Origin of the sequence: Pedobacter sp. (genome assembly GCF_965279535.1) — a bacterium.
In the GTDB taxonomy this organism is placed as follows: Bacteria; Bacteroidota; Bacteroidia; order Sphingobacteriales; family Sphingobacteriaceae; genus Pedobacter.
Genome location: NZ_OZ257244.1, coordinates 146,602 through 165,327, shown reverse-complemented (window position 1 = coordinate 165,327; position 18,726 = coordinate 146,602). Strand labels below are relative to the sequence as shown.

At 41.2% G+C, this 18,726-nt stretch carries 2 protein-coding genes; both read right to left on the bottom strand.

Annotation, left to right across the window (positions count from 1 at the left end; genetic code table 11):
• Positions 1-2: 2 nt before the first annotated feature.
• Complete coding sequence (locus ACQY77_RS00570) at positions 3-974, bottom strand: type IX secretion system membrane protein PorP/SprF (protein ID WP_421939936.1); 972 nt, start codon at positions 972-974, stop codon at positions 3-5.
• A gap of 58 nt (positions 975-1,032) precedes the next feature.
• Entirely contained in the window at positions 1,033-18,270 is a 17,238-nt protein-coding gene (locus ACQY77_RS00565) for a DUF7507 domain-containing protein (protein WP_421939937.1), read from the bottom strand.
• Positions 18,271-18,726 lie beyond the last annotated feature (456 nt).

Genomic DNA, 18,726 nt, shown 5'->3' with positions numbered 1-18,726 from the left:
TATTAAAATACCCTTGGCGTAGCCAATCTGACATTAATCGGGATGAAAGAATAGGCAATGGAAATTTCGTGTGTTCCGCCGCTGTATCCTTGCAAAGGGCCAACCGAAAAATCGTAAGCATAACCGATTCTGATTTTCTCGGAAGGGAAAAGCTGGATAGCAGCAACAGCAGAATTCCTGCTTGTTAAATCTTTTTGAAGATAGCTTTTATCATATAATTTAACACCTGTGCGGTATGATCCACCAATCCAGACTGCATCCTTAATCATCAGAAAAGCATTGATATCCAGACTTGTCGGGCCTCCTCGATCGTCTTTAAGTAAAAACGATGGCTTAATCTGAAAATCTTCATTAATCGGAAAAAGGGAACCTGCAGTAAGATAATAATGAGGTTTTGGCTGGGCGATAAATGCGTACCGATCAATATCAACATACTGCGCGATAAGATTATCGGCAGAAAACCCTGCAAACATGCGATCATTTGCAAAATAGATTCCTGCCCTGGCATCAGGAACGATGGTGCTTTGCATGCCTATGGGTTGGTTCGGTTCGGGATCATTTGGATTTAGCAAAGCGCCATCTACACCTAACTGAACCACACCAACGCCTAAACCAAGTGCCAATCTGGAAGTACCATCATCATTCATCGGAATGCGGTAGGCGTAGTTTCCATAAACACTCTGATTCACTTGTGCGCCCAGCTTATCACTGGCTACCTGCAGAGCAAGCCCAACGTTACCGCTATTTGCAATGGCATCAACAGCCAATGACATGGTTTTGGGCGCTCCGGTAACACCGGTCCATTGTGTACGGTAGAAGCCATGTACATTGAGCACTTCTTTGTAACCTGCATAAGCAGGATTAATGTAAATCCCGTTAAACATGTACTGACTGAATTGTGCATCCTGCTGTGCAAGCGAGCGAGTAGCTGCAAGCGATAACAATGCCATGGTGAACAGTAATATTTTCTTCATCTTCTTCAATATCTTAGAGGGAAACCAGTTTTTTACGCTGGCTTCGCCAAAACCTTATTTAGTTTTTAAATGCTCTGATTAATGTGATGTATCCTTTTAACACTTCGAACTGTGCATTACCTGCTTTTCTAACCCTTAGCAAATAATAGTAAGTACCTTCGTTCAGTCCCTCTCCGGTCCAGTTATTCTGGTATCCATTGGTATGGAATACTTCATTTCCCCAGCGATTGATAATTCTGATTTCATTTTCCTGGAACTGGTTTAATCCTCTGATCTCGAAAGTATCGTTAATTCCATCTCCGTTTGGTGTAAACAAGTTTGGCACATTAATTCCAATAAAGTTGGCTGTTAGCGTTACCGAAGCTACGTTAGTTTCATATCCGTAAGCATCTTTTACTTTATAGGTGAATGTGTCTTCTCCGGTATAACCTGGATTTGGCGTGTAAGTGATAGTGCCATCAGCATTTACTTTTACCGTACCATTTTTAGGTTTTACAACTACTTCTACCGTTAGCTTATCCAAGGTCGAATTTCCAGGATCATCGTTGGCTAATACGTTAATCACTATTGGTGCATTCGCTACTGTACCTGCCACATCATCTACTGCTTTAGGTGATTTAGGGAAGCTAATTACCGTAGGTGTATTGTTACCTTCTGCCGTTCCGGATACATCACTTACATTAGCGCCTGTAGTGGTTTTAGCATTAACTGTTGCGGTATTGCTCGTTGTACCCTGATCTTTATCTGCTTGTATTAAAGTATAAACTTCTACATGGTTGATGGATGCACCTGGTACCAGTCCACCATTAACAGCAATTGCTTTATTCGCAATACCCAATTTGGTATCGGTAAGGGTAACTGTATTTAAAGTAATGCTTCCTGTGTTCTTAATACTAAATGTATAAGTAATCTGGTTCCCACTAAATGCCGCGGTTTTAATCAATGCAATTGATGAATTTGAATTCAGCAGTGTTACTGTTGGTGTATTGTTATTTTCTGCTGTTCCGGATACATCTGTAATAGTGACATTAGCAGGCGTTTGTCCGGTTATGGTAGCCGTATTGGTAACATTTCCTGCATCTCTGTCTGCCTGAGTAACGCTGTAAATGTAACTATCAGTAACACTTGCTCCTGGTGCCAACGTACCTGGAATAACCCTTGTTAAACCTAATTTTGGATCCCTTAACGTAATGATGTGCAAGGTAACGTTACCTGTATTTTTAACTATGAAGTTATAGGTAATGCTATTTCCATCTGCGCTTAAGTTACCTGTTTTTACCAGGGTAAGTGTTGAAGCAGGAACTATCGAAGTTACCGTAGCATCATCAGGTGCTGCTGTTGCAGGGTCGTCTGATTTAGGTTTATTGAGTGTATTACCATTTGGCGTTTGAGCTGTAGCCGCTGCCTGGTTACTAAATGAACCTTGATTCACCTCCGTTAAGGTGATTGTGTGTTTGGCGGTTACGGTTACACTTTGTCCAGGCATTAGTATAGCGATACTTGCCGGCGTTATAGAACCTGCATCTGCACCAACATCGGTAACTGTAACATTGGTTAAGCTTACATTACCTGTATTGGTTACTACGATATTGTAGTTAATCACATCTCCTGCTTTACTTACCGCATTGGTGGCTTCTTTAGTTAAGCGCATAGCAGGTGAAGCACTTAACGGAGTTATGGTTGCATCGTTTGCCGCCGGGGTTGATGGATCATCAGATAGCTTAACAATATCTATTCCCTGAGGATCTTTCGCCGTTGCATTGGCCTGATTGATCACCCTTCCCGAATTTACATCTGCCTGAGTTAATACATGGCTTGCTGTAAGGGTAACCGAAGCTCCAGGTGCCAGGCTTGCAATCGGTGATCCACTCACGATAGCATTTATATCCGAAACTACAACATTGTTTAAAGTTACATTGCCCGTATTGGTTAATTTCAGGTTATAGTTTAATACCTCGCCTGCAATTGCAGGTACTGTACCATTAATCACTTTTTCAAAGGTATATGATGGTGTAGCAGTTACATTGGTTATGGTTGCATCGTTAACCGCAGGGGTTGATGGATCATCAGATAGTTTAACAATATCTCTTCCCTGAGGATCTTTTGCTGTTGCATTGGCCTGATTAGTCACTTTACCTGCATTAACATCTGCCTGAGTCAAAACATGGATAGCAGTTATTGTTGCAGAAGCACCTGGCGCCAGGCTGGTAACTGGCGATCCGCTTACTACTGCATTGGCATCCGTTACGATAATATTATTTAAAGTTACATTACCGGTATTGGTTACTTTCAGGTTGTAATTTAACACAGCTCCGGCAGTTGTAGGTACTGCTCCATTAATCACTTTCTCAAAAGTATACGATGGTGCCGGGGTGAAGAATGTTACCGTTGGAATATCATTTGTTTTATCTGTACCCGAAACATCTTTAATTACATTTCCAACTGGTGTTTTAGCACTAACTGATGCTGAGTTTGTTACTGCTCCGGCATCTTTATCTGACTGAGATAAAGTGTAGACCGCTGTTGCTGACACAAACTGACCAATTGCCAATGTACCATTGAGGGTTCTGTTCAGTCCTAGCTTGTTATCTGTAATGGCTACATCTGTTAAATCTGTATTTCCGGTATTGGTGATGGTGAAGGTATAAGCAATGGTATTGCCATCAGCACTCAACACTCCTGTTTTTACCAAAGCCATTGCTCCTTTCAATACTTGTGTATTTACACTGGTGGTGTTATCTCCCATATCCGGATCTGTTGTACCGTTTGCAGCTGTGACAGAAACCCTGTTGGTTAATAATCCGGTAAATGCTGCATTTACTTTTGCATTTGCGGTTAAGGTAACGGATTGCCCTGCGACAAGATTGCTTCCGATGGTATAAGTATTTGCTGCTGCATCAAAAATACCACCCGCAGCCTGATAAGTAATATTTTCCAGGCCAGCCGGCATGTTTTCTGTTAATCCAATCACCTTGCCTGCTAATATTGTTGCAGGACCGTTGTTTTTAATGGTTATCTTATAGCTAATTGTTTCATTGTTTTCAACACCTGTTTTATTCGCTACTTTAGTTACAGACAAATCGGTAATCCAATCTGGTACAACCACAGTAACCGTTGCGGTTTCTGATTTTGTTGCATCTAATTTATCCGTGATTTTATACTGTAAAGTATACGTTCCCGGAACTGTTCCTGCAGCAACATTTACCGATCCATTGGCAGGATTAATGCTTAGGCCGGCATGAGTTGAAGAAATCTGTGCAATGGTAACCGCAGCTACAGTTGCAGTAGACGAACCATTATAAGTGTCATTTAACAATACATTCGCTACTGCTATACCTCCTGTAAATCCGTTTACTGTTCCATTGTCGTCATTAGCCAGTATTGCGCCTGAAGTTACATTTACAGTAACACTCGCGGTCTTTTGCTGTCCTGGATTTAATTTGTCTTCAATTTGATAAACGATGGTATAAGTGCCTACAGGTGTATTGGCAGCAACAACTACTTTTCCCGTTGCCGGGTCTAAAATTACATTAGCATGAGTGGTTGAAACCTGACTTAAATTAACATTAGCTAATGAAGCAGGGTTTCCGTTATATGTATCATTAACCAATACATTACTTACAGCAGTACCACCGGTATAAGCATTTGCGATCCCCGAATCGCCATTGGCTACAAGTGATGGTGCTTCTACGGACACTGTTACATTAGCTGTTTTTGTTTGGCCAGGGTTAAGCTTATCTTCTATCTGATAAACCAAGGTATAAGAACCTGCCGGGGTATTTGGCATTACGTTTACTTTCCCGGTAGTCACATCTAAAGTAACGTTCGGATTTGTAGTGGAAACCTGACTTAAGGTTACGTCTGATAATGATGCTGTATTACCATTGTAAGTATCATTCGCTAAAACATTATTTACTGCTGTTCCTCCATTAACGCCATTTACGGTTCCGTTATCTGTTGTTGCCACCATTGCCGGAGGTGTTACTGTAATCTGGATACTGGCCGTTTTAGCCTGTCCCGGATTTAACTGATCTTCAATCTGATAAACTACAGTATAAGTACCAGCAGGTGTATTTGGTGCGACATTAACCTTTCCGGTAGTTACATCTAAGGTAATATTCGGATGATCAGTTGATACCTGACTTAAATTAACATTAGTCAGTAATGCCGGACTAATTCCATTATAGGTATCGTTTGCGAGGACATTTGGTACTGCTGTCCCTCCGGTTAATCCGTTGGCACTACCGTTGTCGGTGTTAGCAACCAGTTGCGGAGCAGAAACCGTAATGGTAACAGTTGCTGTTTTAACTGATCCCGGGTTTAAAATATCCTCGATCTGATAAACTACATGATATGTTCCGGCTGGAGTATTGGGAGCTACATTAACGCCACCTGTACTTTCATCCAATGTTACTTTTGGTTGATCGGTTGATACCTGATTTAATTTAACATTATTTAATGACGCCTGGATTCCATTATAAGAATCATTTGCCAAAACATTACTTACGGCTGTACCGCCCGTATATCCATTTGCTAAACCTGTATCATTTGCCGCTATTAATGTTGGCGAAGCAACCACAATGGTTACACTTGCCGTTTTGGTTTGACCAGGATTTAACTGATCTTCGATCTGATAAACCAATGTATAAGTACCTGCAGGTGTATTTGGCGCTACAATAACCGCACCTGTTACTGTATTTAGGGTAACATTTGGATGATCAGTTGAAACCTGACTTAAAATCACATTGGTAAGTAAAGCAGGGCTAACACCATTATAGGTATCATTTGCCAGAACATTCGGAACTGCTACGCCGCCATCGAAACCATTTGCAGAACCATTATCTGCATTTGCATTCATAACAGGTGCAACTACCGTAACTGTAGCATCTGCTTCTTTGGTTAAACCAGAGTTTAACTTATCTTCTATATTATATTTAACCACATAAGTACCGGCTTTAGTGTTTGGTAACACATTCACCTTTCCGGTTGTAGCATCCAGCGTTACATTTGGATGGGTAATTGAAACCTGTACTAAATTAACGGTACTCAGTGTTGCAGTTACTCCATTATAAGTATCGTTTACCAAAACATTGTTGATTGCACTTCCACCGTTTACACCGTTAACGGTTCCATTATCAGCATGAGCCGCAATAACTGGCGCTGTTACGGTAACGGTTACACTGGCTTGTTTAACTTCAGCGGCATTCACCCTATCTGTCATCGAATACACCAAAGTATAAGTCCCGGCCGGAGTATTAGGCTCAACGCTCACCCGCCCTGTTGATTCGTCTAATTTAACTTTAGCATTATCAGTTGATATTTGTGTTAAAAATACACCTGCCAATGTTGCCTGATTGTTATTAAATAAATCGTTCCCTAAAACATCAGCCACTGCTGTACCACCAATAAAGCCATTTACTGTACCATTATCATTTACCGCAACCATAGGTGCAGCCGTTACTGTAATGGTTACTGTAGCCTGTTTAGTTTGCCCTGGATTTAACCTATCCTCAATCTGGTAAACCAATGTGTAAGTATTTTCAGGTGTACCTGCTGCAACGTTCACTCTTCCTGAAGTTACATCCAAACTAATATTAGCACTGCTGGAAGATATCTGCGTTAGGGAAACATTGGTTAAAGTAGCTCCTGAGGCATCATAAGTATCATTCCAAAGCACGTTACTAACGGCGACACCACCTGAAATTCCATTTATAGCTGCAGCATCGTTAATGGCATTTAAAGCTGGTGCCGTAACTGTAATGGTAATGTTTGCAGTTTTGGTTTGACCTGGATTTAGTTTATCTTCTATTTGATATACCAGTGTATACGTTCCGGCAGGCGTGTTTGGAGCAACATTTACTGCTCCTGTTGTCACATCAAGCGTTAATCCCGGGTGGTTAGTAGAAACCAAAGTCAGGTTAACGTTACTAAGCGAAGCCGGGCTCGTGCCGTTGTAGGTATCATTCGTTAAAACATTGGCTACTGCAACTCCGCCGGTAAAACCATTAGCTGTTCCAGTATCGCCATTGGCGGTCATTAAAGGCGCTGCAACATTTACAGTTACACTCGCTTGTTTAATTTGGCCAGGATTTAATTTATCTTCTATTTGATACACAACAGTATAAGTCCCTGAAGGTGTATTTGGCGCAACATTTACCTTTCCTGTAGCTACATCTAAAGTTACCTGAGGGGATGTAGTTGAAATTTGGCTTAAATTAATCTGACTTAAAGTAGCCTGCACTCCATTGTAAAGGTCATTTGCTAAAACATCTATAACTGCGATTCCACCGGTAAAACCATTAGCCGAACCATTATCCGAATTGGCTTGTAGTGCCGGAGCAGCCACAGTAACAACAACTGTAGCAGTTTTGGTTTGACCAGGGTTTAACTTATCTGTTATCTGATAAACTACATTATAGGTACCCGCAGGGGTATTAGCAGCTACATTTACTTTTCCAGTGGTTACATCAAGCGTAACATTTGGATGGGTTGTAGAAATCTGGCCTAACGTAACATTGGATAAAGTAGCTTGTGCTCCGTTGTAGCTGTCATTTGCTAAAACATTAGCCACTGCTGATCCACCTACCAGCCCATTTACTGAACCTGAATCATCAGCCGCAGTCATTACCGGAGCTGCTATACTAACGGTTACTGTTTCTTGCCTGGTTTGCCCAGGATTTAGTTTATCTTCTATTTGGTAAACCAGCGTGTACGTTCCTGCCGGGGTATTGGCTGCAACGTTTACAGCACCTGTGCCCGGGTTCAGGGTAACACCATTATTTGTGGTAGAAACCTGAGATAAAGTTACATTGCTTAAAGTAGCAGTTGCACCATTATAAGCATCATTTGATAACACATTATGAACTGCAACACCACCGGTAAAGCCGTTCGCTGTTCCTGCATCTGAACTTGTACTCATTGCTGGAGCATTTACTATAACGTTAACACTGGCTGTAGTTTTCTTTCCTGGATTTAATTTATCTTCAATCTGGTAAATCAAAGTATAAGAACCAGCAGGCGTATTTGGCGATACATTTACTGCACCCGTAGCCGGATCTAATGAAATACCACTGTTGGTAGTTGAAACTTGTGTTAAAGCAACATTTACTAAAGTTGCTGCTACCCCATTGTAAGTATCATTAATTAAAACATTCGCTATTGCTGTTCCGCCAACAAAGCCATTAGCTGATCCATTATCAGTGTTGGCTACGATTGCCGGGGAGGTAACAGTAATCGTTACAGTAGCGTCGGCGGTTTGACCTGGATTAATTTTATCCTGAATTTGATAAGCCAGGGTATAAGTTCCTTCCGGAGTACCTGCAGCTACATTTACTTTACCTGTTGTTAAATCTAAGCTTACTTTGGGCGATGAAGAAGAAACAAATGAGAGATTTACTTCTGCCAAAGATGCCACAGCATTATTATAGATATCGTTACCTAAAATATTGGCAACTGCAGTTCCTCCCTCAAAACCATTTATTGAACCTGCATCGTTGGCAGCCAGGATACCTGGAGCAGTAACAGTAACACTTACTACCGCCTGTTTGATTTGGTTTGAATTCAGTTTATCTTCAATCTGATAAACCACTTCATATGTTCCCGCCGGTGTTCCAACTGCAACATTTACTTTTCCAGAAGCGGCATCCAAAGTAACTTTCGGATTTGTAGTTGATACCTGCGTTAAATTAACTGTTGTTAATGTTGCTGTTGCACCATTATAAGTATCATTACTTAATACATTAGCTACAGCAACTCCACCTTCAAAACCATTCACCGCACCATTATCTGCATTAGCTACCATTACCGGGGTTGTTACCATAATGGTTACTGTGGCAGTGGTTTTCTGCCCTGGGTTTAATTTATCTTCAATCTGGTAAACCAAAGTATATGTTCCAGCAGGTGTATTTGGTGCGACATTTACTGCGCCGGAAGCCGGATCAAGGGTAATGTTAGGATGAGTTGTAGAAACCTGGCTTAATGTTACCTGTGCCAGCGTTGCCGGATTACCATCGTAGCTATCGTTAGCCAAAACATTTGGCAAAACCTGTCCACCTTCAAATCCGTTCACTGAACCTAAATCTGAACTTGCTACCATAGCCGGAGGATTTACCGTAACGACTACACTGGCGGTTTCGGTTTGCCCCGGATTTAATTTATCTTCTATCTGATAAACAACAGTATAGCTTCCTGCCGGAGTATTTGCTGCAACATTTACTTTTCCGGTACCTGAATCCAAAGTTACCTTCGGATTGCTGGTAGAAACCTGGGTTAAAGTAACCACAGTTAACGAGGCCGCATTGCCATTGTAACTATCGTTAGCCAATACATCTGCAACAGCTACCCCACCCGAATAACCATTGGCTGCACCCGCATCATCAACTGCAACCATAACAGGCGCATCAACAACTACTGTTACCACTGCAGTTTGCGTTAAAGTTGGATTTAATTTGTCAGCAATCTGATAAATTAAGGTATAAGAGCCAGCTGCCGTTCCTGTTGCAACATTTACTTTTCCTGTTGCAGGATCAAGTGTTACCTTAGGGTTTGTAGTAGAAACCTGAGTTAAAGCTACTGTACTCAAACTTGCTGGTCCTCCATTATAGGTATCATTTACCAAAACATTATTTACAACTGTTCCGCCAGTTACTCCATTAATGGTTCCCGAATCGTTATTTGCGTCCATACCTGGGGCAACAACATTGATGGTTACACTGGTAGTTTTTATTTGTCCCGGGTTTAACTTGTCTTCAATTTGATAAACAATGGTGTAAGTACCGGCAGGTGTTCCTGCAGCAACATTTACCTTACCTGTTGCCGGATCTAAAACTACTTTTGGGTTAGTAGTCGAAATCTGAGTTAAATTAACCGTTGCTAAACTCGCCTGTACTCCATTGTAGGTATCATTACTCAGCACATTTTCAACTGCAGTCCCACCTACAAAACCGTTAATCGTACCGCCATCAGCATTGGCAACCATTGCCGGATTTGCAACAGTAACCGTTACATTGGCAGTTTTAGTTTGCGCGGCAACCGGATTTACCTTATCCTGAATCTGATAAACCAATGTGTAATCTCCTGCCGGAGTACCCGCAGCAACATTCACCTGGCCAGTAGCAGGATCCAACGTTACTTTTGAATTTGAAGTAGATATTTGTGATAAGTTTACTTGTGCCAACAGCGCAGTACCACCATTATAGGTATCATTTACAAGTACATTACTTACTGCTGTACCACCAATGAAGCCATTCACTGTTCCATTATCATTGTTAGCCGCAATTGCCGGAGCCACAACAGTAACCGTTACGCTGGCTTGTTTGGTTTGTCCTGGATTTAATTTATCCTCAATCTGGTAAACTACAGTATAAGTTCCTGCCGGTGTTCCTGTTGCTACATTTACATTTCCGGTTGCCGGATCGAGTGTTACATTCGCATGGGTTGTAGATACCTGAGTTAAATTAATAGTCGATAAACTCGCCGTATTTCCATTGTAAACATCGTTTGATAACACATTAGAAACAGCAACTCCACCAGTAAAGCCATTTGCCGTACCATTATCTGCATTGACAACCATAGCCGGTGCATTAACAATAACTGTAGCAGTGGCCGTTTTAAATACGCCCGGATTTACTTTATCCTCTATTTTATATACTACATTATAACTTCCTGCAGGAGTGTTTGCTGCAATATTCACTTTTCCAGTAGATAAGTCTAATGTTATTTTAGCATCTGAAGCTGAAACCAGTGTTAAATTAACCTCATTTAAAGTTGGGATATTTCCATTGTATACGTCGTTTCCTAAAATATTTTCTATAGCTGTACCACCAGTCAATCCATTAATACTGCCGTTATCATCATTTGCAATAAGCGGCGCAGCATCAACCCAAACTGTAACCGTAGCTTGCTTGCTGATGGTTGGGTTTAATTTGTCTGTAATCTGATAAATAAGTGTATAGGTAGCAGAAGGGGTTCCCATAGCCACATTTACCTTTCCAGTAGCAGGATCCAGGGTAACTCTTGCATCTGATGTCGAAATTTGTGATAAAGTTACATCTGATAAAGTAGCCGTATGCGTATCATATTTATCGTTCCCTAAAACATTATTAACGGCTACACCTCCGGTAAAGCCATTTGCCGAACCATTATCTACATTGGCAAGCATTTCTGGTGCATCAACCGTTATTGTAACACGTGCAGTTTTCTTTTCTGTTGTATTTAACCTATCTGTAATCTGATAATCTAAAGTATAAATTCCTGCAGGTGTATTTGCAGCTACATTTACTTTCCCTGTATTTGTATCTAAACTTACTTTCGGGTTTGAAGTAGCTAACTGACTTAAACTTACCTGAGATAAGGTAGCTGCAACACTATTGTAGGTATCATTCCACATTACGTTCGATACCGCTTCCCCACCAGTTAATCCATTTACAGAGCCTGCATCATTCAGCGCAATCATGGCTGGAGCACTAACAGTTACAGTTACCACTGCTGTCTTGGTTAGAAGAGGATTTAACTTATCTGCAATTTGATAAGTTAAAGTATAGTTTCCAGCTGGTGTATTGGCTGCAACATTTACATCACCAGTAGTTAAATCAAGGCTTACTTTTGAATCTGAAGCAGAAACAAAAGTCAGGTTTACATTGCTTAATGTTGCTGTACCTGCATCATAGGTATCATTTAACAAAACGTTGGTTACCGCGGTACCACCAACAAAACCATTAATGGTTCCATTATCCGCATTAGCAGCCATAGCTGGTGCAGTAACAGTAATTATTGCCTCTGCTTGCGAAACTTTGGATGCATCGAGTAAATCTGTGATCGAATAAATAACTTTATAAGTACCCGCAGGTGTATTGGCTGCAACATTAACTTTACCTGTTGCAACATCTAAATTAACCTGATTGTGTTCGGTTGATAACTGGGTAAGTTTAACATTGCTTAGCAATGCTTGTTCACCATTATTTACCTCGTCATTGGCCAACACGTTACTGATTGCAGTTCCGCCGTTTAATCCCCCTGTTGTACCCGAATCATTTCTTGCCAATATAACCCCACCACTTACGGTTACAGTGATCCGTCCGGTTGATACATTTGTATTATCCAGCTTGTCAACTATTTTATAATCGATGGTATAAACACCTGCCGGAGTATTTGGAGATACGTTAACCGCAGCTGTTAAAGGAGAAATTGTAATTTTCCCATTGCTTGTATTGGTAAGTTCAGATAAAATCACATTGCTCAGAGAAGCTGTATTATCTACACCATTGTAGGTATCATTGCTCAAGATATTCAGTATGGCTTCTCCTCCGTTAGTATTAACAGCGCCCGCATCATTTTTAGCGATCACTGCGCCATTGGTAACGGTTATTACCGCATCAGCTGATGATTGCTTATTAATATCTAACTTATCCGTAATGATATAATTAATGGTATAAGTGCCTACCGGAGTTCCAGCAGCAACGGTTACCGCTCCGGTTGCTAAATCCAGTGTTACGTTCCCGGCGCTGTTATTTGTATTTTGTGTAATGGTCACATTTGTAGTACCTGCCGCATTAGCAACACCATTGTAAGTATCGTTATTTAATACACTGGTAATCGCCAAACCTCCTGAAGTTGCATTCGCCGAACCTCCATCTGCAAAAGCAGAAAGGGCGCCATTGGTAACAGTTACCACAGCATTGGCTGATGAAGTCTTCGTATTATCTAATTTATCAGTAATGGTATAATTGATGGTATAAGTTCCAACCGGTGTTCCAGCAGCAACCGTAACCTCTCCTGTAGTGGTATTTAAAATAACCTTTCCTGAACTGTTATTCGAGTTCTGGCTAATGGTAACGTTAGCAGATGTAGCAGCGTTAGCTACTCCATTATAAGTATCGTTATTTAATACACTGGCTATTGCCGAACCTCCTGAAGTAGCGTTAGCCGAACCCGCATCAACAACAGCTGTAATCGTACCATTGGTAACGGTTACCACAGCATTGGCTGATGAAGTCTTCGTATTATCTAATTTATCAGTAATGGTATAATTGATGGTATAAGTTCCAACCGGTGTTCCAGCAGCAACCGTAACCTCTCCTGTAGTGGTATTTAAAATAACCTTTCCTGAACTGTTATTCGAGTTCTGGGTAATGCTTACATTACCAGCTGTAGCCGAATTAGCAACCCCGTTATAAGTATCGTTATTTAATACACTGGCTATTGCCGAACCTCCTGAAGTAGCGTTAGCCGAGCCTGCATCTGCAAAAGCAGAAAGTGCGCCATTGGTAACAGTTACCACAGCATTGGCTGATGAAGTTTTCGTATTATCCAATTTATCAGTAATGGTATAATTGATGGTATAAGTTCCAACCGGTGTTCCAGCAGCAACCGTAACTTCTCCTGTTGTGGTATTTAAAGTTACTTTTCCGCCACTGTTATTCGAATTTTGGGTAATGCTTACATTACCAGCTGTAGCCGAATTAGCAATCCCGTTATAAGTATCGTTTGTTAATACCGAAGTGATTGCAGAACCACCGCTTGTGGCATTTGCAGTTCCTGCGTCAGCAACTGCAGCAACAGCACCATTGGCAACGGTTACCGTTACCGTAATTGGATTTGAAGTAACTCCACCTGATGTTAATGTATATTGATAAGTATCTGTACCAATATAACCGTTTGCAGGAGTATACGTTACAGTACCATCTGCCTGCACTATAGCACTTCCATGAGCAGCATTGGTTGAAATAACTACAGTCGAATTTGCAACAGCTGCTCCGTCATTAACCCTTACCTCATAGTTTTTAGCGGTATTAATTGGTGTACTTATATTATCATTAACACCTGTAGGTTTAACCGTAATGGTTGCGCTTTGTCCTGAAATTGTCCTTACACAACCATTTGCATCATTAATGCTAACCAGATTATAAGTGAAGGTACCGGCAGCAGCAGTTGATTGACTGACCGTCACTGATGATGAACTGGTGTTAAGTATGGTATTGGCCCCTCCGTTAATATTGTAATTTAAAGTAAAAGGAGCAGTTCCACTGGTTATCGTGAAGCTAACATTTGGATTTGCCGCCCCGATATTTACCGTGGTTGTTCCGCTGATACTAGCATTGGCTGTAGGATTTACAACAATAGAAAATGTTCTCGCAGTACTTGTTCCACAACTATTTGTTGCGGTTACCGAAAGTATCCCCCCTGTGGCGTTAGCTGCAAAAGTCAACGCTGCAGTATTGTTTGTACTATTGATGGTTACACCTGTTCCGGTATAACTCCAATTGTAACTTATTGCATCTGCAATTGCAGTAATAGTATAATTTTGAGCAGAAGAAGGCGCGCAAATTGCTGCATTTCCCGAAATTGCTCCTGGCGTAGCTGGTGCAGGGCCAATCAATGTTGCACTGGTAGCCGCTGAAGGGCAGGTTCCATTGGTAACGGTAATATTGCTGTAAACACCGGCAGATAGACCGTTTATGGTCACAGTATTTAAACTCGCAGTTTGAACAATTGCAGTTTGCGCAACACCACCTTTACTATAATTTATGGTATAACTCACACCATTAACCAATCCCCCTAATACAATCTTTCCGTTTGTACCTAAACAAGTACTTGGATGGGTTGGTGTAGTGCTGCCAATCACAGGTGTTGAAGTAACAGCGATTGTAAGTGTTCTGGCTATACTTGTTCCGCAAGTATTAGTCGCACTTACCGATAATGTACCACTTGTTGCATTCGCAGCAAAATTTAAAGTGGCAGTATTGCCTGTACTGTTTATCGTTACCCCTGTCCCACTGTAGCTCCAGGTATAACCTGTTGCATCAGCAACAGCAGCAACAGAATAGCTTTGTGCAGAAGCCGGAGCACAAACAGCAGCATTTCCTGTAATGGATGCCGGGCTGGCTGGTGCCGGCCCAACTAGAGTTGCCGCAGTAGCTGCAGAAGGACAACCCCTATTGGTTACAGTAATATTGCTGTAATTTCCTGCCGAAAGTCCACTGATGGTTAATGTATTAGAAACTGCTGTCTGAACAATAGCAGCCTGTGCAACACCAGCCTTACTGTAATTAATAGTATAACTTACACCATCTGTTAATCCACCCAATACAATCTTTCCATCTGTGCCTAAACATGTGCTGGGATGAGTTGGTGTGGTACTGCTAATTACAGGGGTGGTGGTAATTATTTTTTCCCCATTCATGGTTACAGTACAGCTGGTTGTACCATGGGTTGCAACAACGGTATAAGTTCCTGCAGTAGTTGTGGTTGGAAAACTGATTATACTTCCTGTTCCCGCAACAACAGAACCTACATTCACTCCATCTCTTTTAAGTTGGTAATTAACACCACTTTGACTTCCATCCAATCCAATTACGGTACTCGTTCCTGTAGAACATAATGAACCAGATGCCGTAACATTATAAACTGTAGGTAAATTATTTACCGTTACATTAACCGCATCAGATAATGGGCTTGAGCAGGTAGCAGTAGAACCAACAACTGTATAGCTTCCTGAGCTTGTAGCACCATAACTAGAACCAGTAGCTCCTGCAATTAATACACCGTTTCTGTACCATTGATAAGTCGTTACTCCTGTGGCAGTAGAAGTTAGTGTAACCGTTGAGCCTGCACATACAGCAGCCGGATTTGCAGGCGTAATTACTCTTTTGGATGGCGGCGTACCCGATACATTTACCTGCCAGCTTGTTCGGTCTGCGGATACACAACCACCTATATTCGATGTATGAATGTAATAGGTAGTATTACCCGTTAATGCTGGCGTTGTATAAGGTAAGGTTCCTAAGAATGTTCCCCCAGAAGAATATACCTGATAAGTTAAACCAGCATCATATGTAGTAATGGACGAACTGGTTAACGTTGCTGTACTTCCAGAACATATCGTCGCTGTAGCAACCGATGTAGGGCGTGAGGGTACACTATTCGAGTTAGTTAAAATAACATCATCAGAAGTAGTTCCGCAAGTAGCATTTGTAATCGTCCACCGGAGCGTAACACTTGATCCGGCGTTTAAACCGGTAACGGTAGTGGTATTACTGGAAGGAGTTGTAATCACTGCGCCGTTTGCTGCGCCTACAATCGTCCATGCTCCTGTTCCCATAGCAGTTGCATTACCAGTCATAGTGAATGTTCCGCTATTACAATTGTTTTTATCTGCGCCGGCATTTGCGCTGGTTGCAATCACATTAACGGTAACAGTAGCTCTCGGACCTTCACAGCTGCCATTAGTCTGACTTACATAATATAAAAAAGTCCCGCCCTGTGTTCTGCTCGGAACTGGTGCATTTACACTGCCAATTCCACCCGAATTGGTGTAGTAAAGAAGTGAGTATGCCGGGTTTGTTGTTGTAGCTGATATAGCTGTTGCAGTTTGAGTGGGGTGCTGGCAATAATTATAAACTGCCGGCGATACATTTGGAGCAACTGCCGGTGCCACAATCGCTGCTACCGAAGCGCTATTGTTATTTGTATTTCCTTCAACGTTCGCTGGAGTAGCAGAATCATCCGTATAAGATACTGTAGCAGTATTGGTATAAGAAGTAGTTCCGCCAGGAGCTTTCAGCGTCATGGTAATCGGATTTGCATCTGTAGCCCCCGCGCCTAAAGCAATATTAGATTTATAATAAGTATATGTTCTCGCCGCAGGTGCTGTTCCCGTAATTACTGGCCCGGTCCATCCCGTATGCGTCTCGCTCACCACTGTGTAATTCGCAGGGACAGTCACGTTTACGCTATATCTCCTGTTTGTGGTGGTTGTGGCCGTTGAGGCTGATAAATTGGTTACGGTATAGGTATAAGTATTTCCGTTAGTTAAATCCAAACACGAATTGTTAATATTTGCGTTCAGTGTTAAATCTACAGCAGATGAATAAATCGGAGTTTCAACAATAGAGGTATTATTGTCTAAATCCTGATCGGTAATATCGGTTGGCATAACCACAACCTTATTCAGGATTTTATTCCCAACAGGCATAATGGCGCCTGCTTTAAATGTTCCGTTTACAGTTATTGTCCCTGTAGAGTTTCTCAATAAGTTTAATGTAGCTCCAAAACTATTTGTAGCAGAGCTTGCAGGCATGGATGTTCCGCCATTAAAGTTCGAATAACTGATACTATTAATGCTATAGTCAGATACCGGATAGGTGGCACCTGCCGCATTTTTAAGCGTATCGGTTAAATTAACATTGAAAATATCGGCCTGGGTATCATTTACCACATCTATCTTATAGGTATAGTTTTGATCAGAACCCAGTGTTAATGAGTTTTGTGTAGTGGTTTTTACTGCGCGGATATTTCCCGGAGTAGTTACCAATAGATTTCTGATTTCATGAAAGTTAAAGCCCCCTCCCGTTGAAGCGGCAAAGCCCAGCTTCAGGTACTGAGGCGGAGCAGTAGTGGTGGTATAACTTAACAAATCTTCAAATACACCATTTGGCGTTTTAGTCCAGCGAACAGTGATTTCATATAAACCGTTCACAGGGGTAATTTCAATCTGAACCCTCCTGTAAAAAACGCCATCTAATGGTCTGCTTGAAACTGTTGAATTATAATCCAGCTCATCAGCAGCAGCACTCGTATTCAATTGAATACCAGTTAAATATTTATTCGTTGGCTCAACTCCATTAACCGTTAATGGTCCAGGGTTACTTGTTGTAGGTCCCCTCATTACGATGGAGTTGGGTTTTAATCCGGTTCCACCGTTTCTCCCCTCATTTGGATTAGAAAAATTCCCATATTCATCCAATCCTATACCCACATAACCACCTGCTAAACCTGTGGTCACCGAGTTTGTACCTCCTGTATTTGGTGCATAACCTAATGATCCACCCAGGCCACCTAAAGCAAATGTAGCGTTCGCATCAAATAAGAAAATACCGATACCATCTGCACCACTATAAGCAGCATCATCAGCATTACGCCAGGTTTTATACTCAAAATCAACCAAAACACCCAGTGTTGTAGGGAAAGATTTATTTACATAAGCATATCCTTTTTGATTTGTACTCCCTTTAGTTAACCTTAACCACCCATTTCCACTTGGATCATCCACTCCTGAGGTTAGATAGGCTGTACCCTGGCTGCCTCCTCCTCCACCGAAAACAATACCATTGGCATTACTTCCCTTAAAATTCTCTACAATAGTAAATTGGGCAAATACTGAATTATTGTTAAAAAACGTCAACAACAACAAGAGCGCCATCAGACCAAAAGCCTTGCTGTTGCTAATTTTGGTTAGCGAAGTGTTTTTTGAAAAAAATGCTCGTGCGAAGCCACACGAATAAAGTAAAATTTTATTCATACGCGAAGGTTAATGAAGATCACGCAACATTAGGGATGATGCAGACAACAGTTTTTATTTGTTCGATTTGAATGTAAAAACTACACTGTAGGTGATACAGTAACTAAGAGCACACAAAAGGAAGACAAACATGATATTGCAAAGGTAATACACATCAGTCAAATTATTTTCATAACAAGCCAAAAACTGTAGTATTAATAATACAAATAGATTTTTTTTTGACAATTATCATCATCATATTATAGTCGATTACATTGCGATGACGATTCAATCAAAACAAGTTGATATTAGTCAACTTCTCAAACAACTTACAGTGATAGAAAATCTTTAATAGATGATTAAAAAATGATAAAAACCTGACTAATGAATAAAAATCGCCATTTTAAGCCTTAAGCAACTGATAATAATGAAAGTTGACAATATTGACATGTAAAAAATATATTTATATATAAAAGA

What these genes read in the sequence shown, in the direction of transcription:
- ACQY77_RS00565 (WP_421939937.1), bottom strand. Translation starts at nt 18,270, where the DNA reads ATGAATAAAATTTTACTTTATTCGTGTGGCTTCGCACGAGCATTTTTT.
- ACQY77_RS00570 (WP_421939936.1), bottom strand. Translation starts at nt 974, where the DNA reads ATGAAGAAAATATTACTGTTCACCATGGCATTGTTATCGCTTGCAGCT.